At 66.1% G+C, this 19,914-nt stretch carries 22 protein-coding genes; 12 read left to right on the top strand and 10 right to left on the bottom strand.

Annotated elements, in window-relative coordinates:
- Nucleotides 1–20: 20 nt before the first annotated feature.
- Nucleotides 21–665, bottom strand: coding sequence for a phosphoribosylanthranilate isomerase (locus tag VO57_013960; GenBank protein XBL69223.1), 645 nt, complete (start codon nt 663–665; stop codon nt 21–23).
- An 85-nt stretch (nt 666–750) separates the two neighbouring features.
- Here VO57_013960 and VO57_013955 point away from each other — a divergent pair, with 85 nt between their 5' ends.
- Nucleotides 751–1,257 carry a DUF4019 domain-containing protein gene (locus tag VO57_013955; protein ID XBL69222.1) on the top strand — a complete coding sequence of 169 codons (507 nt, stop codon included), beginning with the start codon at nt 751–753 and terminating at the stop codon, nt 1,255–1,257.
- An 8-nt stretch (nt 1,258–1,265) separates the two neighbouring features.
- Here the strand turns inward: VO57_013955 and VO57_013950 are convergent, their stop codons facing one another.
- The 4 genes from VO57_013950 to purB all read right to left on the bottom strand — a co-directional run bounded on the left by VO57_013950 (nt 1,266) and on the right by purB (nt 4,358).
- The gene (locus tag VO57_013950) at nt 1,266–1,790 is read right to left on the bottom strand and encodes a hypothetical protein (GenBank protein ID XBL69221.1); all 525 of its coding nucleotides are present in this window, start codon (nt 1,788–1,790) and stop codon (nt 1,266–1,268) included.
- Entirely contained in the window at nt 1,787–2,461 is a 675-nt protein-coding gene (pyrF, locus tag VO57_013945) for an orotidine-5'-phosphate decarboxylase (protein ID XBL69220.1), read from the bottom strand. The genes VO57_013950 and pyrF overlap by 4 nt, the downstream gene beginning before the upstream one ends.
- Complete coding sequence (locus VO57_013940; GenBank protein ID XBL71346.1) at nt 2,458–2,928, bottom strand: LapA family protein; 471 nt, start codon at nt 2,926–2,928, stop codon at nt 2,458–2,460. The genes pyrF and VO57_013940 overlap by 4 nt, the downstream gene beginning before the upstream one ends.
- A 113-nt stretch (nt 2,929–3,041) precedes the next feature.
- Nucleotides 3,042–4,358 (bottom strand): adenylosuccinate lyase, encoded by a 1,317-nt coding sequence (gene purB / locus VO57_013935; protein XBL69219.1) that lies wholly within the window; start codon nt 4,356–4,358, stop codon nt 3,042–3,044.
- Nucleotides 4,359–4,535: 177 nt separating this feature from the next.
- Here purB and VO57_013930 point away from each other — a divergent pair, with 177 nt between their 5' ends.
- Nucleotides 4,536–7,334, top strand: coding sequence for a DUF3857 domain-containing protein (locus VO57_013930; GenBank protein ID XBL69218.1), 2,799 nt, complete (start codon nt 4,536–4,538; stop codon nt 7,332–7,334).
- 20 nt (nt 7,335–7,354) lie between these two features.
- Here VO57_013930 and radC read toward each other — a convergent pair whose 3' ends face one another.
- Nucleotides 7,355–8,065, bottom strand: coding sequence for a DNA repair protein RadC (gene radC, locus VO57_013925; protein XBL69217.1), 711 nt, complete (start codon nt 8,063–8,065; stop codon nt 7,355–7,357).
- Nucleotides 8,066–8,144: 79 nt separating this feature from the next.
- Here radC and VO57_013920 point away from each other — a divergent pair, with 79 nt between their 5' ends.
- The 9 genes from VO57_013920 to VO57_013880 all read left to right on the top strand — a co-directional run bounded on the left by VO57_013920 (nt 8,145) and on the right by VO57_013880 (nt 15,336).
- Nucleotides 8,145–11,435 (top strand): YdbH domain-containing protein, encoded by a 3,291-nt coding sequence (locus tag VO57_013920; protein ID XBL69216.1) that lies wholly within the window; start codon nt 8,145–8,147, stop codon nt 11,433–11,435.
- An 11-nt stretch (nt 11,436–11,446) separates the two neighbouring features.
- Entirely contained in the window at nt 11,447–11,620 is a 174-nt protein-coding gene (locus VO57_013915) for a YnbE family lipoprotein (protein XBL69215.1), read from the top strand.
- 42 nt (nt 11,621–11,662) lie between these two features.
- Nucleotides 11,663–12,061, top strand: a complete 399-nt coding sequence (locus VO57_013910) for a YdbL family protein (GenBank protein XBL69214.1) — start codon at nt 11,663–11,665, stop codon at nt 12,059–12,061.
- Nucleotides 12,062–12,234: 173 nt separating this feature from the next.
- Nucleotides 12,235–12,582 carry an AtpZ/AtpI family protein gene (locus VO57_013905; GenBank protein ID XBL69213.1) on the top strand — a complete coding sequence of 116 codons (348 nt, stop codon included), beginning with the start codon at nt 12,235–12,237 and terminating at the stop codon, nt 12,580–12,582.
- A gap of 51 nt (nt 12,583–12,633) precedes the next feature.
- Nucleotides 12,634–13,422 (top strand): F0F1 ATP synthase subunit A, encoded by a 789-nt coding sequence (locus tag VO57_013900; GenBank protein XBL69212.1) that lies wholly within the window; start codon nt 12,634–12,636, stop codon nt 13,420–13,422.
- A gap of 42 nt (nt 13,423–13,464) precedes the next feature.
- Complete coding sequence (locus VO57_013895) at nt 13,465–13,692, top strand: F0F1 ATP synthase subunit C (protein ID XBL69211.1); 228 nt, start codon at nt 13,465–13,467, stop codon at nt 13,690–13,692.
- 85 nt (nt 13,693–13,777) lie between these two features.
- Nucleotides 13,778–14,272 carry an ATPase gene (locus VO57_013890; protein ID XBL69210.1) on the top strand — a complete coding sequence of 165 codons (495 nt, stop codon included), beginning with the start codon at nt 13,778–13,780 and terminating at the stop codon, nt 14,270–14,272.
- Complete coding sequence (locus VO57_013885; protein ID XBL69209.1) at nt 14,265–14,834, top strand: hypothetical protein; 570 nt, start codon at nt 14,265–14,267, stop codon at nt 14,832–14,834. The genes VO57_013890 and VO57_013885 overlap by 8 nt, the downstream gene beginning before the upstream one ends.
- 10 nt (nt 14,835–14,844) lie before the next feature.
- Entirely contained in the window at nt 14,845–15,336 is a 492-nt protein-coding gene (locus tag VO57_013880; protein ID XBL69208.1) for a GNAT family N-acetyltransferase, read from the top strand.
- Here VO57_013880 and gloB read toward each other — a convergent pair.
- The 4 genes from gloB to rpsA form a co-directional block, all read right to left on the bottom strand.
- The gene (gene gloB / locus VO57_013875) at nt 15,333–16,088 is read right to left on the bottom strand and encodes a hydroxyacylglutathione hydrolase (protein XBL71345.1); all 756 of its coding nucleotides are present in this window, start codon (nt 16,086–16,088) and stop codon (nt 15,333–15,335) included. The genes VO57_013880 and gloB overlap by 4 nt on opposite strands.
- 17 nt (nt 16,089–16,105) lie before the next feature.
- A complete protein-coding gene (locus VO57_013870; GenBank protein ID XBL69207.1) occupies nt 16,106–16,549 on the bottom strand; it encodes a hypothetical protein in 444 nt (147 codons plus the stop codon).
- Between the two features lie 48 nt (nt 16,550–16,597).
- On the bottom strand, nt 16,598–16,921 hold the full coding sequence (locus VO57_013865) for a hypothetical protein (protein ID XBL69206.1): 324 nt from the start codon (nt 16,919–16,921) through the stop codon (nt 16,598–16,600).
- A gap of 171 nt (nt 16,922–17,092) precedes the next feature.
- Entirely contained in the window at nt 17,093–18,793 is a 1,701-nt protein-coding gene (gene rpsA, locus VO57_013860) for a 30S ribosomal protein S1 (protein ID XBL69205.1), read from the bottom strand.
- A 342-nt stretch (nt 18,794–19,135) separates the two neighbouring features.
- Between rpsA and VO57_013855 the strand changes: the two genes are divergently transcribed.
- Entirely contained in the window at nt 19,136–19,909 is a 774-nt protein-coding gene (locus VO57_013855; protein XBL69204.1) for an EAL domain-containing protein, read from the top strand.
- Nucleotides 19,910–19,914: the final 5 nt, after the last annotated feature.

Raw genomic sequence — 19,914 nt, 5'->3', positions numbered from 1 at the left:
TGCCGCTCCGGCCTTGGTACTCAGCGGTTCGCGTCCGCAGCGCGCACGGCGTCGCAGAAGGCGCGGATCAGGGCGGCGTCCTTCACGCCCGGCGCGCTTTCCACTCCGCTCGACACATCGACTAGCGGAGCGCGGGTGCGGTGGATCGCCGCAGCGACATTCTCCGGAGTCAGCCCGCCCGCGAGCCCCCAGGGCATGCCGATATCGACCTCGTCGAGAAGGGCCCAGTCGAAGCTCTCGCCATTGCCGCCGGGCAGCAATGCTGGTGGCGCATCGAACAGCAGGCGGTCTGCGCAGCCCTTGTAGGTGGTCGCCCGGTCCAGCGCGGAGGCATCGCCCAGGCCGACCGCTTTCCATGTCTCGACATCGAATTGTGCGCCCGTCACTGCAAGCGCTTCGTGCGCTTCGCGGCCGTGGAACTGGATGATATCGGGCCGGACATTCTCGACGATCGCGCCAAGCAGCGCTTCGTCCGGGTCGACCACCAGCACCACCGTGGAGACATGATCGGGCACCCGCGCGCGCAGCTCGGCTGCGGTTTCCAGGCTCACATGGCGCGGGCTCTTTGCGAAATGGACCAGGCCGACATGGCTCGCACCTGCATTCACTGCCGCATCGAGCGTTTCGGGCGTCGAGAGTCCGCAAATCTTGATCTGGGTGGGCATGTGTGTGCTCTTATAGCTTGGCCTTGCCGAGGCAAATGCTACTCGCCCGGCAATCGCATGGAGCGGACGAGTGGGGGACACGGCAATGCTGAAATGGATCGCAATGGTACTCGCCGGGGTGCTGCTGGCCGGGTGCAACCCGGTGCAGCAGGCGAAGGATGCGCGCGCGCAGGTGGATGTGTTCCACGAGCGGCTGAATGCGGGCGCGGATCAGGCGATCTGGACCAATGCGGGCGAGCAGCTGCGCAAGGCGACCTCGCGCGCGGATTTCGTCCGCCTGCTGGGCACGCTGCGCAAGAGCCTGGGGCCGGTCGAGGAAACCTCGCAGACCAACGTCAACATGAACACCAGCCCGCAGGGCAGCTTCACCACCTTGCAGATGGAGACCCATTTCGAGCGGGGGCGGGGCGTCGAGACCTTCGTGTTCAGCGGATCGGGCGATTCGCTGAGGCTGGTCGGCTACAATATCAACTCGCCCGACATGATGGCCGACGTGTTCGAGAACTACGCGGACGAGCCCTCTTCGGAAGCGACGGAGAGCGTCGAGGCTAGCGATTCGCCGACAATCAGGATCGCACCTGCCGAGCAGTAGCGCGCGCTTCAGGGTTCGATCGGGGCGAGCAACGGGCCGCCCAGCGATCCGTCGAACGCGATCCGGCGGACCGAGCGGCTGGCCAGATCATACTCGACCCCGAAGAACCTGAACCCGCCATCGCACAGACCGGTCGGCTGGGTGAGGTCGGCGTCGAACCCGGCGGGAAAGTAGTTGCCGTAAATCATCGCGCGGCCATCCTGATAATAGCCGACATACTGGCGATGATAGAGCGCAGGATCGGCGGGCCAGTCGAACGGCGTCGGTTCATCCGCCGCGTTGCCGAGAGATGCGGCGTATTCCCCGGCGCGTTCGCGCAGGAGCCGCATGGTGGCGGTTTCGGTCGCGGTGATCTGGCTGGGCGAGGGGACGAAGAACCGCTCCGCATTGTCAGGCCCGGGGCGCGAGCAGGGGCGGGTCAGCGCGGCGCCCATCGCCGGGGCGATCAGCGCGACTCTTTCGGATGCGCGCGGCGTGCCGACACATGCAGCGAGGGCAAGGGCGAATGCGGCGAGGGTAGCCCCGCGCTTCACAGCGTGCCTTCGATGGCCTTCGCTGCGGCGAGCGGATCGTCCGCCTTCGAAATCGGCCGCCCGATCACCAGCACGCTCGCGCCGTCATTGCGCGCGGCGCGCGGGGTGACGACGCGCTTCTGGTCGCCGACCGCGCTGCCCGCGGGGCGCAGGCCGGGGACGACGAAGAAGCCGTGCTTCCAGCGCTTGTGCACTTCGCCCACCTCGTGGCCCGAGCATACGATCCCGTCGAGCCCGGCATCCTGCGCCAGATCGGCGAGGCGCAGCACCTGATCGTGCGCGCTGCCCGAAACGCCCGTGCGCTCGAGATCGCGCTCGTCGAGGCTGGTGAGCATGGTGACCGCAACCACCTTGGTATTCTCGCCCGCCGCCGCCTTGGCATCTTCCATCATCGCGCGCCCGCCGCCCGCGTGGACCGTCACGATTGCGGGTTCGAGCACGTGAATCGCCTGCATCGCACCGGCGACCGTGTTGGGAATGTCGTGGAACTTGAGGTCGAGGAAGATCGGCAGCCCGACCTGTGCGATCTCGTGCACCCCGTGGTGGCCGTGCGCGCAGAAGAATTCGAGGCCCAGCTTGAACCCGCCGACATGGCCCTTCACCTTTTCGGCGAGGGCACGGGCCGCGTCGATCCGCGGCAGGTCGAGGGCGAGATAGACCGGGTTACTCACGAGCTGGCTGTCGTATCCTGTGTCGGTTTGCGATCATCCGCGGCGGGTGCATCGCCAGCCGCCGTGTCGTCGGCGGTCAGGCGGGTTTCCTCTTCCGCCGGGGTCTCGTCAACCGTCGGCGTGGTGTCCACCGCTGCCGGGGCGGGCTCGGTAGCGGGCGCGGGTTGCGGTTCGCTGTGCGCCTCTTCCTGCCGCTCGGCCTCCTCGCGGTCGGATTCGCGTGCGGCGGCGGAGACGGAGCTCGCCTTGGCCGCGATCTCGAGGCTGCGGATCTTGCGGTTGAGGCTCCAGATCACGCCGCGCGAATAGAGCCACACCGGCAGGAAGCCGATCAGGAAAGAGATGATGACCAGCGCGGGTACCTTGGTTTCGACAACCAGATTGTCCCAGATCGTCACTTCGACCGGGTTCCAGTTGGACCAGGAAAAGATGATCACCGCCACCAGCAGGATCACCCACAAAATCATCCGCACGATTTGCACAGCACTTCCCCCCGTAGTTCCGGTCAAGGCCCGGCCAGAGCGCAGCCTAGGCCGCGCGTCCCCATGCGTCCAGCGGCTGGTCAGCCCCTTTCGAAAGGCTAGTCGCCGTCGAACACCCGCGCGAAAATCGTATCGACATGTTTCAGGTGGTAGTCGAGGTCGAACAGAGCGGTGAGGTCATTTTCGGACAGGGCCTTCGAGACATCCTCATCCTGCTTGAGCAGGTCGAGCAGTTGCAGCCGCCCGTCCGATTCCCACACCTTCATCGCGTTGCGTTGGACGATCGCATAGGCATCCTCGCGGCTGACGCCGTTCTGGGTCAGCGCCAGCAGCACGCGCTGCGAGTGGATCAGGCCGCCCATTCGGTTCATGTTGGCCTCCATCCGCTCGGGGTACACAAGCAGCTTGTCGACCACGCCGGTCAGCCGCGCGAGCGCGAAGTCGAGCGTGATGGTCGCATCGGGGCCGATGAAGCGCTCGACGGAGGAGTGGCTGATATCGCGCTCGTGCCACAGGGCGACGTTTTCCAGCGCGGGCAGGGCATAGGCGCGGATCATGCGTGCCTGGCCGGTCAGGTTCTCTGTCAGCACGGGGTTGCGCTTGTGCGGCATGGCCGACGAACCCTTCTGACCCTTGGAGAAGAACTCTTCCGCTTCGAGCACCTCGGTGCGCTGGAGATGGCGGATTTCGACCGCCAGCCGCTCTATGCTGCCCGCGATCACCGCCAGCGTGGCGAAATACATCGCGTGGCGATCGCGCGGGATCACCTGCGTGCTGACGGTTTCCGGGACCAGTCCCAATTTGTCCGCGACATAGGCTTCTACATCTGGCGAGATATTGGCGAAGGTGCCGACCGCGCCGCTGATAGCGCAGGTCGCGATTTCGGTGCGGGCATCCCACAACCGCGCGCGGCACCGCTCGAACTCGGCATAGGCCTGCGCCAGCTTGAGGCCGAAGGTGACGGGCTCTGCATGAATGCCGTGGCTGCGGCCGATGGTGGGGGTGAACTTGTGCTCTTCCGCCCGGCGGCGCAGCGCGGCGAGCAGGTGGTCCATATCCGCCAGCAGAATGTCGGTCGCACGGACCAGCTGGACCGAGAGCGTGGTGTCGAGCACGTCGGAGCTGGTCATGCCCTGGTGCATGAAGCGCGCTTCCTCGCCGACATGCTCGGCCACCCAGGTGAGGAAGGCGATCACGTCGTGCTTGGTCACCGCCTCGATCGCGTCGATCGCGTCGACGTCGATTTCCGGGTTGGTTTCCCACCAGTTCCACAGCGCGTCGGCGGCGCTCTGCGGGACCACGCCCAGCTCGGCCAGCTTGCTGGTCGCGTGCGCCTCGATCTCGAACCAGATGCGATATTTCGCCTCCGGCTCCCACAGGGCGGTCATTTCGGGGCGGGCATAGCGGGGGACCATCGGGCGGCTCCGGTTGGAATGGCGGGGATGGACGCGCGGCTAAGATGCATCGGGTCTGAAGGCAAGCATCTCGGGTGCCAATGCGCGCCGGGACAGGCCGAAGCTTCGCCTTGCACGCGCCCGTGTGCCCTGTAAGTCTGCCGGGCCAAGGCAAGTACAGGGATCATCGGGGGACCAATGCGTTATTTTCACGTCGCTTATGCGACCGGGCTGATTGCGGCTGCCATCGCCATGCCGGCCCATGCGGGCGAGACGATTCTCTATGGCGATGAAGGCGCGTGGATCGATGTGGCCGATCTGCCATCTGCCGAAGATGGCCGGGGCATGCCGCTGCGCCTGATGGAATCGCAGACCCGGATGGAGGACGGCGTCGTCTCCAGCTACGGCGACATCGCCTTCGCGCTCGACAGCACCGAAGCGCTCGACGCGATGGGCACGATCTCGCTCGAATGGCTGCCCGACAAGGGCGATCTGACGGTCCACCGGGTCGAACTGGTACGCGGCGACAAGGTGATCGACGTGCTTGCCGATGGCGCCCGGTTCGAGGTCCTGCGGCGCGAGGAAGGGCTGGAAAAGCGCATCCTCAACGGCGCGCTGACCGCCACCATGTCCATTCCCGGCGCGCAGATCGGCGATGTGCTGCGCTACAGCTTCACCACCACCACCGACGAGCAGGTGCTCGACGACGAGATGGAATATGTGAACGTGGTGATGGCCAAGCCCGTGCCGCTCGCGGAAGGACGCATGATCCTGTCGTGGCCGGTCGACGAGGGTGTGCGCTGGGCGACCACCCGGGTCGACGCGCCGGTCGATGAGACGACGCGCGACGGGTACAGGTACGTGACCATCGCGGTGCCGGTGGCCGAACCGGCCGAGATTCCGGCAGACGCGCCGCCGCGCTTCCGCCTCCCGCCGCAGATTCGCGCGACCACGTTCGATAGCTATGCGCAGATTTCCGCCGACATCGCGCCGTTCTTCGCCACCGAAGGGATGATCGAACCGGGCAGTGCGCTGGCGGACCGGATCGCCGAGATCGGCGCGCAGACCACCGACCAGAAGGAGCGCGCGGCGCTCGCCACCCAGTTCGTGCAGGACGAGGTCAGCTATCTGCTCAACGGCCTCAATGGCGGGAACTACATTCCCCAGAGCCCGGCGGAGACCTGGGAACTGCGCAGCGGCGACTGCAAGGCGAAGTCGCTGCTGCTGCTCGCCATGCTGCGCGAGCTGGGGATCAGCGCGGAGGCGGTGCTGGTGCAGAGCCAGACGGGCGATGCGCTGCCCGAGCAATTGCCCACGCTGACCAATTTCGACCACATGATCGTGCGCGCCGATATCGACGGCGTGCCCTACTGGCTCGACGGCACCAATGGCGGGCTGCGGGCGACCAATATGATCGAGGTGCCCCGCTTCCGCTATGCGCTGCCGCTGCGCGAGGGCGGGACGGACCTGCAGGAAATGGCGATGCGCCCGCAGGCCGTGCCCGACCAGACAGTCTCCATCAAAATCGACCAGTCGGCAGGGGTCGGTCTGCCCGCGATCTACGACGTGCGGATCGCGATTACCGGCGCGACCGCCCGCCAGTTCCAGGCGCTCTCCCTGATCGACGATCCCGCGCAGAAGAAGGATGCGCTCTACGGCACCGTCTCGACGATCCTTGGCGATCACCAACCGGTCGACATGCAGCTCGCCTTCGATTCCGACAGCGGCATCGCGACCGTCACCGCGCATGGCCTCGTCACCTCGCCGTGGGATACCAACGCCACCCGCGCCGAGCTCGACGTGCCATATCAGGTGGCCGACAGCTTCGGCTTCGATGTTGATCGCGCCCGCCCCGATATCGCGGACCTGCCGGTCAGCGTGCCTGGGCCGATCTACTTCCGCCGCGAGATCGAGTGGCTGCTGCCCGAGGGAGAGACGCAGTTCCGCCTGCTCGGCAATCCGCAGATCGACGAGGTGATCGGCGGCACGCGGCTTTCCTCGCAGACAGAGCTGACCGCGCCGGTGCTGCAGATCACCGAGGAGGTGCAGAGCCTCGCGTGGGAATTCCCGGCCAGCGATCTGCCCGATGTGCGCCGCGCCAGCCTGCGCTTGAAGCGCAGCCTGCCGCGGCTGCGGGCGACCTCGCCCGTGCGCCGGGCGTGGGAATATCGCGGGGAAGCGAGCGCCAGGCTCGAACCGATCGAGCGGATCTACACACAACTGGTCGCCGACGCGGACAGCGACGATACCAGCGCTCTGCTCAACCGCTTCAACTTCCGCTTCCAGACCGGCGATTTCGAAGGGGCGCTGGCCGATATCGACGCGGCCATCGCGCGCGATGCCTCGGCCGACAATTATCTGAGCCGGGGCGAGGTTCACTACAATCTGGGCGATTTCGACGCCGCGCTGGCAGATCACGTCGCGGTGGCGGATATCGACCCCGACTATACGATCAACAGCCGCCGGATCGAACTGCTCGCGCTGCTGGGCCGGGCGGACGAGGCGGTCGCGCTGGTCGACGAGTTCGCCTACCTGTTCGAAGACCCCAAGAGCGAGGCGCAGCTGCGCTCCTACGCGCTCGGCTTTGCCGGGCAGGCACAGGAAGGGCTGGACCTGCTGCGCGACGAGCTGTCGATCGAGCCCGAGGATGCGGGCCTGCTCAATTCGGCCTGCTGGCACGCAGGAATCTTCGATCTTGTCACCGAAGAGACGCTGGAGACCTGCACCCGCGCTGTGGAAGAGGCGCAGAACAGCTCGGGCGCGATCGATAGCCGCGCGCTGGCGCTGTATCGCATGGGCCGCGCCGAAGAGGCGCTGCGCGACCTCGACGTGGCGCTTGCGCGTTCGCCGGGTCAGCACAGTTCGCGCTATCTGCGCGGGGTGGTGAAACGCTCGCTGGGTCGCGAGGTGGATGCGCGCGAGGATATCGAATCGGCACTGCATGCCGCGCCGGGGATCGCCTCGCTCTACAGCCTGTGGGGCCTGCCGCCGAAGTAGGCGCTGCTAGGCGGGAGGGGCTAGATCAGCCCCTTCGCCTTCAGGCTGACATAGCGGCCCTGGCCGATGATCACGTGGTCGTGCACCGCGATGCCGAGCAGCCGCCCGGCCTCCGCGATTCTCAGCGTCACCGCGATGTCCGCGCGGCTGGGCTCCGGATTGCCGCTGGGGTGGTTGTGGACCAGGATCAGCGCCGCCGCGCCCAGATCCAGCCCCCGGCGGATCACCTCGCGCGGGTGGATCGAAGCCTCGTCGATCGACCCGTCGCCCACGTGATGGTCCTGCACCAGCCGGTTCTTGGTATCGAGATAGAGCACCCGCACGCGCTCCACCGTCAGATGCGCCATATCGGTGGAAAGATAGTCGATCAGCGCGTGCCAGTTGGCGATCACGGGCCTGTCCACCACCTCGCTGCGCGCCATTCGCCGCGCCGCCAGCGCGACCGCTTTCAGCGCGGCAGCGCCCGCTTCGCCCATGCCCGGCGTCTTGGCGAGCGCGGCGGGTTCCGCCTCCAGTACCCGCGCCAGACTGCCGAAACGCGCCAGCAGCGCCTTGGCCAGCGGCTTGGTATCGCCGCGGCGGTTGGCGGCGAACAGCAGGTATTCGAGCACTTCGTAATCGGCCAGCGCCTCCGCCCCGCCGCTCAGAAGCCGCTTGCGCAAACGCTCGCGGTGGCCGGCCGCAGAGGGAACCTGCGCTGCCCCCGCGAATTCGTGATCCACTTGCGCCATGCCCGCCCTATCCCGATAAGACCCCCAAGACGCGCAAGAGATGCCCGCTGGCGGCATGACGTGCAAGCGAGTGACCCGAATGGCGGACAGCGCAGAGGCAGATTTGGCCGCCGGTGAAGGCGAGGAGGGTGCACGCCCATCCTCCCGCTGGGCTCGCCTGCGCCCCGGTCGCCGGGTCGGCTATGCGCTGGTCGCACTGGCCGCGCTGGCGGTGATCGCGCTGACGATCGCGTGGTTTTCGCGCGAGCGGATCGCGGATGATGTGATCCAGGGCCAGCTCGACCAGTATGATCTGCCCGCAACCTACGACATCGAATCGATCGGCCCCAACCGGCAGGTGTTGCGCAATATCGTGGTCGGCGACCCGGCGGACCCGGACCTGACCGTCGCGCGCGCGATCGTGGACCTGCGGGTGCGCCCGTGGAGCACGCGCTTCGGGCGCGTCACGCTCGAAAAACCGCGCCTGAAGGGAACGCTGAGCGAGGGCGGGATCAGCTTCGGCACGCTCGACCGGGTGCTTTTCCGCGATACCGGCGGGGAGGGCGGGCTGCCCGAACTCGACCTCAAGATTATCGACGGGCGCGCGCGCATCGGCGGGGCCTATGGCGACATCGCGCTGGGGCTGGTGGGCGAGGGGCGGCTCGATGGCGGATTCGCCGGACGTTACGACCTGCGGGCCGACGCGCTGGATTATGCCGGGTGCGGGCTGAGCAATGCGCGCAGCAAGGGCCGCATCGGCGTCGATGGCGGCAAGCCGACCCTGCGCGGGCCGCTTCGCGTGGCCGAGATCGCGTGCGAAGACCCGCAGGTGCAAGTGGTCGACCTCAGCAGCCCGGTCACGCTGGCGGTGGATGACACGCTCGATGGTCTGGAAGTGCAGGTCGATGGCAAGGTCGCGCGCCTCTCTGCCCCCAGCCTTGCGGCGGGCAATAGCACGATCGAAGGCGCGCTTGCCCTGCGTGGCGGGCAGACGAGCCTGCACTACGACCTGCGGCTGGGCAATGCGCGCACCACCGGGCTCGCCGCGAGGTGGATCGGCGCGAAGGGCGTCGCGCGGCGCGGGCGCGATACCGGATGGCGGGTGCAGACCAGCCTTGCTGGCGAGGGACTGTCGCCCAGCGCCGACTGGCTGGCGCGGCTGCGCGACTGGCAGGTGGCGAGCAAGGACACGCTGGCCGCGCCGCTGATCGCCCGCCTGCGCGAGGCATTGTCGCGCGAGGCACGGGGAAGCTCGCTGGCGGCCGAAGTCACGCTGACGACGAATGCGGACGGCTTCTCGCTCGGCGTGCCCACCGCCACGCTCGACGGAGCGAGCGGCGCGCGCATCCTCTCGCTCTCGCGCTTCGCCGTGCTGCCCACGCAAGGCGCGCTGCCGCGCGTTTCGGGTAATTTCACCACCGCCGGGCCGGGCATCCCGGTGATGCAGGGCCGGATGGAGCGCAGCGCCTCGGGGCGGCTGGTGTTCCAGCTGGCGATGGAGGAATACCGCGCGGGCGAGGCGCGGCTGGCGATCCCGCAGCTGGCGGTCGCGCAGGCTCCCGGCGGCACGATCGGGCTGGCGGGCGCAATTCAGGCGAGCGGGCCGCTGCCGGGCGGCTTCGCGCGCGGACTCAGCCTGCCGATCAAGGGCTCCTACGATGGCAACCGGCTGGCGCTGTGGCCCGACTGCACGCGGGTGAGCTTCGGCCAGCTGGTCTACGCCAACCTCGCGCTCGACCAGCGCACGGTGACCCTGTGCCCCGCGAAGGGCCGGCCGATCCTGACCGCAGCGGGCGGCGCGGTGCAGTTGGCGGCGGGCGCGCCCAGCCTCGACCTGTCGGGCACGCTGGCAGACACGCCGATCGCGCTGAAGAGCGGCCCGGTGGGCTTCGCATGGCCCGGCCAGCTTTCCGCCAGCGCGCTCGACGTGACGCTGGGAAGCGGCGATGCCGCGCGGTTCCGGATCGACAATCTCAAGGCCCGGCTGGGGCGCGATATCGGCGGCACCTTCAGCGGCGCGGATATCGGGCTCGCCGCGGTTCCGCTCGACCTCACCGATACGGCGGGCGAGTGGTCCTACCGCGATGGCGTGCTGGCGCTGACCGAAGGCTCCTTCCTGTTGCAGGACCGGGCCGATCCGGCGCGGTTCGAACCGCTCGCCGCGCGCGGTGCCAACCTGCGCCTGCGCGACAACCGGATCGTCGCCGAGGCGGGCCTGCGCGAACCCGAATCGGACCAGCTGGTGACCAACGTCACGGTTGAACACGATCTCTCCTCGGGCTCCGGCTTCGCCTATCTCGACGTGCCCGGCATCCGCTTCGGCAAGGATCTGCAGCCCGACGACCTGACCCGGCTCGCCTTCGGGGTGATCGCGCAGACCGAAGGGGCGGTGACCGGTTCGGGCAAGATCGAGTGGGGCGCGGATGGCGTGACCAGCACCGGGCAGTTTTCTTCCGACGGGCTCGACTTCGCGGCCGCTTTCGGTCCGGTCAAAGGCGCATCGGGCACGATCCGCTTTGACGACCTGCTGGGCCTGACCACCGCGCCCGACCAGCGAATCAGTGTCGGCTCGGTTAATCCGGGGATCGCGGTGGAGGGCGGCACGGTGCAGTTCGGGGTGCGCGAGGGCCAGCTGATCGCGGTCGCCGGGGCCAGCGCGCCGTTCCTCGGCGGCACGATCACCCTGCGCAATCTGGATATCAATATCGGGGCGCAGGAAGAGCGCGCCTATGTGTTCGACATCACCGGGCTCGACGCGGCGCGGCTGGTCGAGCGGCTGGAGCTGGGCAATGTCAACGCGACCGGCATCTTCGACGGGTCGATCACCGTGCTGTTCGATGCGCAGGGCAATGGGCGGATCGTCGATGGCACGCTGGTGTCGCGCCCGCCGGGCGGCAATGTCGCCTATGTCGGCGAACTGACTTACGAAGACCTGACCCCGATCGCCAATTTCGCCTTCCAGGCATTGCGCTCGCTCGATTACGAGCGGCTGGAGGTCGAGATCGAAGGCCCGCTGACCGGCGAGATCATCACCCGCCTGAACTTCAGCGGGGTCGCGCAGGGGGCGGAAGCCGACAGCAACTTCCTGACCCGCCAGCTCGCCTCGCTGCCGATCGAGTTCCGGATCAACATTTCCGCGCCGTTCTTCGCGCTGATCCAGAACGTGCGGTCGTTCTTCGACCCCGCATTCATCCGCGATCCGCGCTCGCTCGGCCTGCTGAGCGACGACGGCGTGCGGCTGCGCCCCGTGATAACGGGCGAAGAGGTGCGCGCGGCGGACGAGGCGGCAGAGGAAGAGGCGGCACAGAAAGAGGCAGCGCGGGCAGCCGCGCAAGCCGGCAAGAAGCCCGAACGAACCATTCAGCACTCGGAAAGCGAGAAAAGGCCATGATATATGCGAAGATGAAGGGCCTCGGCCTGGTCTGCGGGCTTTGCCTGCTGGGCGGATGCGTGAATGTGAACGCACCTTCCGACAAGATCGTGATCGAGCTCAACATCAACATCCAGCAGGAGGTGATCTATCGCCTGGCTGCGGATGTTGAGGACAATATCGACGCCAATCCCGACATTTTCTAGGTCGGGGCAACTCCGCAGGTTGCGGCAACAGGGATGGACGAGATGATGAAACGCACGAAGCTGATGCTGACCATTGCCGGCGGAGCGATCGGCCTGGCGCTGGCCAATCCGGCTGCGGCCATGTTCCAGCGCGATCCGGCCTATGAACAGGCGCGCGCCAATGGTCAGGTGGGCGAGCGGATGGACGGTTTCCTCGGCGTGGTCGGCAACCAGCCGCAGGCGATCGTGGATCTGGTGTCGGACATCAATATCCGCCGCCGCGCCAATTATACCGAGCGTGCGCGCTCGCAGAACGCCACGATCGACGCCTATGCGCTGACCCAGGGCTGCCTGCTGATCGCGCGGACCCAGCCGGGCGAGAAATACCAGGCGCCCGACGGTTCGTGGAAGACGCGCACCAGCGCACCGCCCGAACGCGACAGCCGCTGCCCGCCGATGTGATCGGCATGGTCCCCGCAGCAGGGGTCTGACACCGCTCCTGCGGCGGGGAGCGTTTTGCCGCGCCGCGTCGGCTCCGGTTGACTTGCCAAAAACCCTTTTCTAAGGCGACCGCGCCCTCGGCGGGCAGGTGTTGCCCGTGCCGCATGATTCTCACTTTTATAGAGAGCCTTGGCATGAGCGACGATAAGTCCGCGCGAGAGCCCATACCTGAGGATGCGCGGATCGACGCGCTCGAGCAGCGGCTTAAGGCCGCACGCGAGCGAGAGGAGAAGCGCAGGCCCACGGAAAGTGCGCGAAAAGCCGATGCGGATTACCGTGCCGGCAATCGTGTGCTGGCGGATCTTCTGGGTGGGCTGCTTGGCGGTTCGGTGATCGGTTACGGCGTGGATGCGCTGGCCGGAACCTGGCCGTGGGGTCTGTTGGCCGGCCTGTTCCTCGGAATAGGCGTGGCTTTCAGGAATATGTTTCGAAATGCGGGCACCGGTGGCGGTGCCGGCAGCAAACCTTCTGACGAAGGCTGATTTTTCCAAGCCGCCGCGATTGAGCGGTAAGAGACGCGAACAGGATTTCAGGTGGCCGGCGAAGAAGGCAAAATCGACCCGATGTACCAGTTCACCATCAAGCCGCTCTTCGGATCGGCTCAGTGGGAAGTGGCTGGCGTCAACATCGCATTCACCAACAGCGCGCTGTGGATGATGATCGCGACCATCGTGCTCATCCTGTTCGTGCGCGCGGGCACCAAGCAGGACCTGATTCCGGGCCGCTGGCAGATGGCGGTGGAAAGCCTGACCGGCTTCATCGAGAATATGGTGGAAGCCAATATCGGCAAGGAAGGGCGCAAATACGTGCCCTACGTGTTCACCCTGTTCACCTTCATCCTGTTTGCAAACCTGCTGGGCCTGATGCCGCTGGGGATCGTCGGGATCCACCCGTTCACCTTCACCAGCCACTTCACGGTCACCGGCATACTCGCCATTCTCAGCTTCTCGATCGTGCTTGCGGTCGGGTTCTGGAAGCACGGCCTCAAGTTCTTCGGCCTGTTCGTGCCGCACGGCACGCCGCTGCTGATGACTCCGCTGATCGCGCCGATCGAGTTCATCTCGTTCATGGTTCGCCCATTCAGCCTCGCGCTGCGTCTGTTCGTCGCGATGATGGCCGGGCACCTTCTGCTTGAAGTTCTCGCCAGCTTCGTCGTCTCCGGCGGGCTTGGCGGCGTCGGCACGGGCCTGATCGTCAGCCTGCCCAGCATGCTGCTGATGATCGCGATCTGCGCCCTGGAAATCCTGGTCGCAGGCATCCAGGCCTATGTTTTCGCGCTGTTGACCTCGCTGTATATCAACGACGCCGAACACCTTCACTGATCCCCTTTCAACACACGCATATTTTACCAAGGAGTATTCGAAATGGACGCAGAAGCCGCAAAGCTGCTCGGAGCCGGTCTTGCCGCAATCGGTTGCGGTCTCGCCGCGCTGGGTGTGGGTAACGTCTTCGCCTCGTTCCTCGATGGCGCGCTGCGCAATCCGGGTGCCGCCGACGGCCAGCAGGGCCGCCTGTTCATCGGTTTCGCCGGTGCGGAACTTCTCGGCCTGCTCGCGTTCGTCATCGCGATCATCCTCACCTTCGTGGCCTGAGGAAACCGATCGATATCTGAAAGGGCCGGGCGCGTCCCGGCCCTTGTATCGAACGTCTTCCACCTCGCACGCCGGATAGAGCAACATGCCCCAGATCGACCAATTGGCCGAAACCTTCTCCAGCCAGGCCTTCTGGCTGCTGGTGTTTTTTGGCATCTCCTTCTTCGTCGTCGGACGCGGAATGGTGCCCAAGGTCTCGGGCACGATGGAGCGGCGTAGCAAGCAGATCGCCGACGATATCGCAGCGGCGCAGGCCGCTCGCGATCAGGCGGACCAGGAAGAAGAAGCCTGGCGCGTGCGCGAGAACGAAAATCGCGCGCGGGCACAGGCCCTGATTGCCGAGGCCAAGGCCGAAGCTGCCGCCAAGTCCGAGAAGAAGATCGCCGCCGCGCAAAAGCGGCTCGACAAGAAGCTCGAAGAGGCGGACCAGGAACTGGCCGCTGCCCGGGCCCAGGCTATGGGCGAGATCGAAGCGGTCGCGACCGATGCGGCGCAGGACATCGTGGCCCGGATCGCCGGCATCACGGTGACCAAGCCCGCAGCCGGCAAGGCCGTGAAGGAAGCGATGGCACATGGCTGAATCTACCGAAATCTTCACCACGCAAGAGCCCGTCGAATATACCGAGGCGGCGCATGGCGGTGACGCTGCGCATGCCGAACCCACCCTGCTGGGCCTCCAGCCCTTCCAGTGGGTGTCGGTCGCGATGCTGCTGCTGATCCTGGTGGCGATCCTGCGCCTCAAGGCGCACAAGAGCATCACCGCCGGGCTCGACAGCCGGATCGCCGCGATCCGCGAAGAGCTGGACGAGGCCAAGCGCCTGCGCGCCGAAGCCGAGACGCTGCGTGACGAATATGCCGCCAAGATCGCCAATGCGGAGAGCGATGCCGAGGCGATGCTCGACAATGCACGGGCCGAAGCGGAGTCGATTCTGGAACGTGCCGAGGAAGACAGCAAGGAGCTGGTCGAACGGCGCAAGCGCATGGCGCAGGACAAGATCTCCGCTGCCGAGCGTGAGGCCGTTGCCGAAGTGCGTGCCAAGGCCGCTGCCGCTGCTGCCGCAGCCAGCCGCAGCCTGATCGGCGAGAAGCTGGACGCGGACGCGGACCGCAAGCTCGCCGACGACATGATCGCCGGGATCTGATTTCCCGGCCATGACGGCGCTATCGCCCGACAGAATCGTCGTTCGTCGCGACGATCTGACGGGCGAAGCGACCCGTTCCCTCATCGAACTTCACCTGCGGGGGATGCACGCGCAATCCCCGCCCGAAGCCGTGTTCGCGCTCGACCTGAGCGGCCTGACGCGGCCCGATGTGGAAGTCTGGTCGGCCTGGCTCGGTGACGCAATCGCCGGTGTCGGCGCGCTGCGGCTGCTCCCCGATGAAACGGGCGAGATCAAGTCGATGCGGACCCATCCCGATTTTCTGAAGCGCGGGGTCGCGGACGCCATCCTCGCTTCGATCGTCTCCCGAGCGCAGGCACTTGGGCTGCAGCGCCTCTCGCTGGAAACCGGCAGCGGTGCGGCTTTCGAGCCTGCGATCCGCTTCTACCGCGCTCGCGGCTTCGTGCCGGGAGCGGCTTTTGGCGACTATGTGAAGAGCGACTTCAACCAGTTCTTCCACCGCGACCTGACGCGGGCCGCCTAGAACGCGTCTTTGGCTGCGCGCAGTGCGGCAAAGGTATCCGCCGGGCTTTCGCCGCCCCAGCGTGCCTGCATCTCGGGGGCATCGGCACGCAGGAAGGGATTGGTCTCAAGCTCGCGCGAGAGGACCGTGGGCACGGTCGGCTCGTCCTGCGCGCGCTTCGCATCGATCTCCTGCACATAGGCCTGCAGCGCTGCGTTCTCCGGATCGGCGTGGAGCGCGAACTTCGCGTTCGCGGCGGTGTATTCGTGCGCGCAGTAGAGCGTGGTTTCGGGCGGCAGCGCCTTGATCCGCGCGAGGCTGCCCCAGAACTGCTGCGGCTCGCCCTCGAACATCCGCCCGCAGCCCAGCGCGAACACGCTGTCACCCACGAAGGCAATGCCGTCTGAGGGCAAGTGGAAGGCAATATGGCCGTTGGTGTGGCCCGATACGTCGATCACCTGCGCCGTGTGCTCGCCCAGCGTCACCGCATCGCCATGCGCCACCACCCGGTCGATAGGGGAGAGCTTCTCGACTTCCTGCGGCGCGATCACCTGCGCGCCTGTCGCCTCGACGATGGCCTTGTTTCCGCCTGCGTGGTCGGGGTGCCAGTGGGTGTTCCAGATGTGGCTGATCCGCCAGCCCTTGGCCTCTGCCTGCCTGAGGTATTCCGCGCCATCCGGCGTGTCGATCGCCGCAGTCTGCCCGCTGTCGGGATCGTGCAGCAGGAAGCCATAATTGTCGTTGAGGCAGGGGAACTGGTGGATCTGGAGCAGGGGGACTTCTCCGCTGGTTAGTAGACCGACACATCGAGCCGCGCGGGCTCGCCGTCACGGGTATAGACGTCGACTGCGACCAGCACGTTCCCGTCCACGATCTTGCGCGCCGACGCATCGGTCAGGTTGCCGTTGGCGACCATGTCCTCGATCCGGTCGCGATTGGCGGCGGAAGCGAACACGGGGTCGCTCTGATCGGCGTCCTGCCGCACATCGCGCTCGTGGTAGTTGGCCCGGTCCTGCTGCAGCACCTGCCACGCCTGATCCAGCCGCGCGCCCGAGGCGCTGGTGTGGTCCGGCCCGTAAAGGAACGCCTTGTACTGCCCTGCCAGCTTGAGCGGGGCGCGGGTGGGCTGGGCAGCGGCTTCGCTGGCATCCGGCTGCGGGGCGGCGGCTTCGTTGGTGCAGGCCGCGCTGGCGAGCAGCAGGGCGGCGAGGGGGAGAATTGTCTGAGATCGCATGCGCGCGACGCTATGGGACGCACATTGTCGAAACAAGACCCGGGCCGCTCAATCCGCCGGATGATTTGCGATCGCCAAGACTGGCGGTCTGCTGAGCAACGCCCCCATCAGGAAGAGGTAGAACCCATCGTGAGAGGAGAAATCGTCAGCGGCTATCCGAGCGACAAACGTCGCGAGCAGCCCGACCAGGCACAGGACGCCGATCGTCCGTTCCAGCCGCGGCCTCTGCGGCCTTAGCAGGGTAAGATCGCTGCTCTGCATCATCGGATAGATGAGCACCGCCAGCACCGCGATGAGAACCAGGATTGTCGGACCAGCCATGGCCCAGGACGGTGCCCACCGATCAATCACGGCGAGCAGAAGACTCAGCATGGCGAACTCCACACGCCAGCGCAGCGGAGCGCTGAGGATCGGTCTGCGAGCGTAGAGCGTCGTCCTTGTCATCACCCCAGCTTAAAGCCGCCGCACACATACGAAAAGGCCCGCCGCTCCGGTTGGGGAGGGCGGGCCGTTTCAAAGGTCACGCGTTAAGCGTGGCGGAGCTTAGTCCTGCTTCTTGAGCGCTTCGCCCAGGATGTCGCCAAGCGAGGCGCCGCTGTCGGCCGAACCGTACTGCTGCACCGCCTGCTTCTCTTCGGCGATCTGGTACGCCTTGATCGAGAAGGTCGGCTTCTTGCTGCGGTCGAACCCGGTGACCATCGCGTCGATCTTCTGACCCGCCTGGAAGCGATCCGGACGCTGTTCGTCGCGGTCGCGGCCAAGGTCCGAACGCTTGATGAAGCCGGTCGCGCCGTCTTCGCCAACCTGCACTTCGAGGCCGCCATCGCGGACTTCGAGGACGGTGACGGTGACGGTTTCGCCGCGACGCAGCGAACCACCGGCAGCGGCTTCGGTCGGCGCACCCTTTTCGAGCTGCTTCATGCCCAGGCTGATGCGTTCCTTGTCGATGTCGACGTCGAGAACGATCGCCTTGACCTCTTCACCCTTGCGGTGAAGCGCCAGCGCGTCTTCGCCCGAGATGCCCCACGCGATGTCGGACATGTGGACCATGCCGTCGACGTCGCCCGGCAGGCCGATGAACAGGCCGAATTCGGTGGCGTTCTTGACTTCGCCTTCGACTTCGCTGCCGATCGGGTGCGCTTCGGCGAACTCTTCCCACGGGTTGCGCTGGGCCTGCTTGAGGCCGAGCGAGATGCGGCGCTTTTCGGAATCGACTTCCAGCACCATGACTTCGACTTCCTGCGAGGTCGAAACGATCTTGCCCGGGTGGACGTTCTTCTTGGTCCAGCTCATTTCCGAAACGTGGACTAGGCCTTCGATGCCCGGCTCGACTTCGACGAAGGCGCCGTATTCGGTGATGTTGGTCACCTGGCCCGTCAGCTTCATGCCGACCGGGTACTTGGCGGCGACGCCATCCCACGGATCGCTTTCGAGCTGCTTCATGCCGAGGCTGATGCGCTGCGTTTCGGCATTGATGCGGATGATCTGCACGGTCACGGTTTGGCCGATCTCGATCACTTCGCTGGGGTGGTTGACCCGCTTGTAGCTCATGTCGGTGACGTGGAGCAGGCCGTCGATGCCGCCCAGGTCGACGAAGGCACCGTAATCGGTGATGTTCTTGACCACACCGTCGACCACCTGGCCTTCGGCCAGATCGCTGATCAGTTCGCTGCGCTGTTCGGCGCGGGTTTCTTCAAGCACCGCACGACGCGAGACGACGATGTTGCCGCGGCGGCGATCCATCTTGAGGATCTGGAAGGGCTGGGGCTGGTCCATCAGCGGGGTGACGTCGCGCACGGGGCGGATGTCGACCTGGCTGCCGGGGAGGAAGGCCACGGCGCCGTCGAGGTCGACGGTGAAGCCGCCCTTGACGCGGCCGAAGATGCGGCCTTCGACGCGCTTGCCTTCGCCGAATTCGTTTTCGAGGCGATCCCACGCGGCTTCGCGGCGGGCGCGGTCGCGGCTGAGCATCGCTTCGCCATCGGCATTTTCGACGCGGTCGACATAGACTTCGACTTCGCTGCCGACTTCGAGGCCGTGCTCGTCTTCGTTGCGCATGAATTCGCGCAGGTCGACGCGGCCTTCGCTCTTCAGGCCGACATCGATCATCGCCATGCCGTTTTCGATGGCGGTGACGGTGCCCTTGACGACGCGGCCTTCGAAGCCGCCATCATCGGCATCGCCGAGCTGTTCGTTGAGTAGCGCTTCGAAATCGTCGCGCGTCGGGTTGGCTGCAGTTGCCATAGGTATGAGGTTCCTAGTTCACTTTTGCTACCGGCCACCGGTTGTCCGGGGTCTTTACCCGTCTGCCTGCACACCATTGCGCGGGCCGTACGGGGCAAGAGGGCCGTGTTCCGCGCGAGGCCGTATGCCACCGCGCGGGTCCGTCGAATCCATGAGAATGCGAGAACGGCGGGCAGGTACGCGCGAACTGCGGAAAATGCAAGCAAATTGGAGGCTTTGCGTGCCCGGCGGCGATGCGCCTCATTGCGGGCCTGCTTCAAACCGTCCGCAGAGATTTGTTGTTTTTACAATCCGTTATAACCTTCCTCTTATTGGTTCGATGGTAATTGAGAGGGATTGCCGATGGCTGGCTGTTCGCAGTGCAAATCGCCGCAGCACGAATTTGCGATCGCGATGGCGTTCCAGCCGATCGTCGATTGCGAGACCGGCACGGTCTTTGCCTACGAGGCGCTGGTGCGCGGCGAGAACGGGGAGAGTGCCGGGTCGGTCCTCTCGCAGGTGGACGAAGAAACGCGCTACGCCTTCGATCAGCAATGTCGCGTGACTGCGATCGAGGACGCGGTGAAAGCGGGCATTCTCGAGACCGATGCCAGGCTGTCGATCAACTTCCTGCCCAATGCGGTCTATTCGCCGCTCGCCTGTATTCAGCTGACCCTGGCGACCGCGCGGGCATGCGACCTGCCGACCGATCGCCTGCTGTTCGAACTGACCGAGAACGAGCGGATGGACGATACCGAGCACGTGCGAAACATCGTCGAGAGTTACAAAAGCATGGGCTTCAGCACTGCGATCGACGATTTCGGCGCGGGGCACGCGGGGCTGGGGCTGCTTGCGAAGATCCAGACCGACTATCTCAAGCTGGACATGGAGCTGATCCGTTCGATCGACTCCTCTGTATCGCGCCGGGTGATCGTCGAGGGGATCGTGCGCATTGCCACAAGGCTGGGCATCACGGTTGTTGCCGAAGGGATCGAGACCGTGGAGGAGTGGACCACGCTCAGGCTCCTGGGCATCCGCTATTGCCAGGGATACCTGTTCGCAAAACCCGGCTTTCGCACGCTGCCGGAGGTGCATTGGCCGACGCCGCAAGAGCCTTCGAAGAGCGCGGTCGCCTGATCGGC

It is taken from the genome of Citromicrobium bathyomarinum (assembly GCA_001306305.2).
Classification (GTDB): domain Bacteria; phylum Pseudomonadota; class Alphaproteobacteria; order Sphingomonadales; family Sphingomonadaceae; genus Alteriqipengyuania; species Alteriqipengyuania bathyomarina.
The sequence above is the reverse complement of the archived record's forward strand: the minus strand, read 5'-3'. Positions and strand labels throughout refer to the sequence as shown.

Bases quoted from the DNA above. Each gene is read 5' to 3' on its own strand.
- VO57_013960 (XBL69223.1), bottom strand. From the start codon at position 665: ATGCCCACCCAGATCAAGATTTGCGGACTCTCGACGCCCGAAACGCTC.
- VO57_013955 (XBL69222.1), top strand. From the start codon at position 751: ATGCTGAAATGGATCGCAATGGTACTCGCCGGGGTGCTGCTGGCCGGG.
- VO57_013940 (XBL71346.1), bottom strand. From the start codon at position 2,928: ATGATTTTGTGGGTGATCCTGCTGGTGGCGGTGATCATCTTTTCCTGG.
- purB (XBL69219.1), bottom strand. From the start codon at position 4,358: ATGGTCCCCCGCTATGCCCGCCCCGAAATGACCGCCCTGTGGGAGCCG.
- VO57_013930 (XBL69218.1), top strand. From the start codon at position 4,536: ATGCGTTATTTTCACGTCGCTTATGCGACCGGGCTGATTGCGGCTGCC.
- radC (XBL69217.1), bottom strand. From the start codon at position 8,065: ATGGCGCAAGTGGATCACGAATTCGCGGGGGCAGCGCAGGTTCCCTCT.
- VO57_013920 (XBL69216.1), top strand. From the start codon at position 8,145: ATGGCGGACAGCGCAGAGGCAGATTTGGCCGCCGGTGAAGGCGAGGAG.
- VO57_013915 (XBL69215.1), top strand. From the start codon at position 11,447: ATGAAGGGCCTCGGCCTGGTCTGCGGGCTTTGCCTGCTGGGCGGATGC.
- VO57_013910 (XBL69214.1), top strand. From the start codon at position 11,663: ATGATGAAACGCACGAAGCTGATGCTGACCATTGCCGGCGGAGCGATC.
- VO57_013905 (XBL69213.1), top strand. From the start codon at position 12,235: ATGAGCGACGATAAGTCCGCGCGAGAGCCCATACCTGAGGATGCGCGG.
- VO57_013895 (XBL69211.1), top strand. From the start codon at position 13,465: ATGGACGCAGAAGCCGCAAAGCTGCTCGGAGCCGGTCTTGCCGCAATC.
- VO57_013890 (XBL69210.1), top strand. From the start codon at position 13,778: ATGCCCCAGATCGACCAATTGGCCGAAACCTTCTCCAGCCAGGCCTTC.
- VO57_013885 (XBL69209.1), top strand. From the start codon at position 14,265: ATGGCTGAATCTACCGAAATCTTCACCACGCAAGAGCCCGTCGAATAT.
- VO57_013880 (XBL69208.1), top strand. From the start codon at position 14,845: ATGACGGCGCTATCGCCCGACAGAATCGTCGTTCGTCGCGACGATCTG.
- VO57_013870 (XBL69207.1), bottom strand. From the start codon at position 16,549: ATGCGATCTCAGACAATTCTCCCCCTCGCCGCCCTGCTGCTCGCCAGC.
- VO57_013865 (XBL69206.1), bottom strand. From the start codon at position 16,921: ATGCTGAGTCTTCTGCTCGCCGTGATTGATCGGTGGGCACCGTCCTGG.
- rpsA (XBL69205.1), bottom strand. From the start codon at position 18,793: ATGGCAACTGCAGCCAACCCGACGCGCGACGATTTCGAAGCGCTACTC.
- VO57_013855 (XBL69204.1), top strand. From the start codon at position 19,136: ATGGCTGGCTGTTCGCAGTGCAAATCGCCGCAGCACGAATTTGCGATC.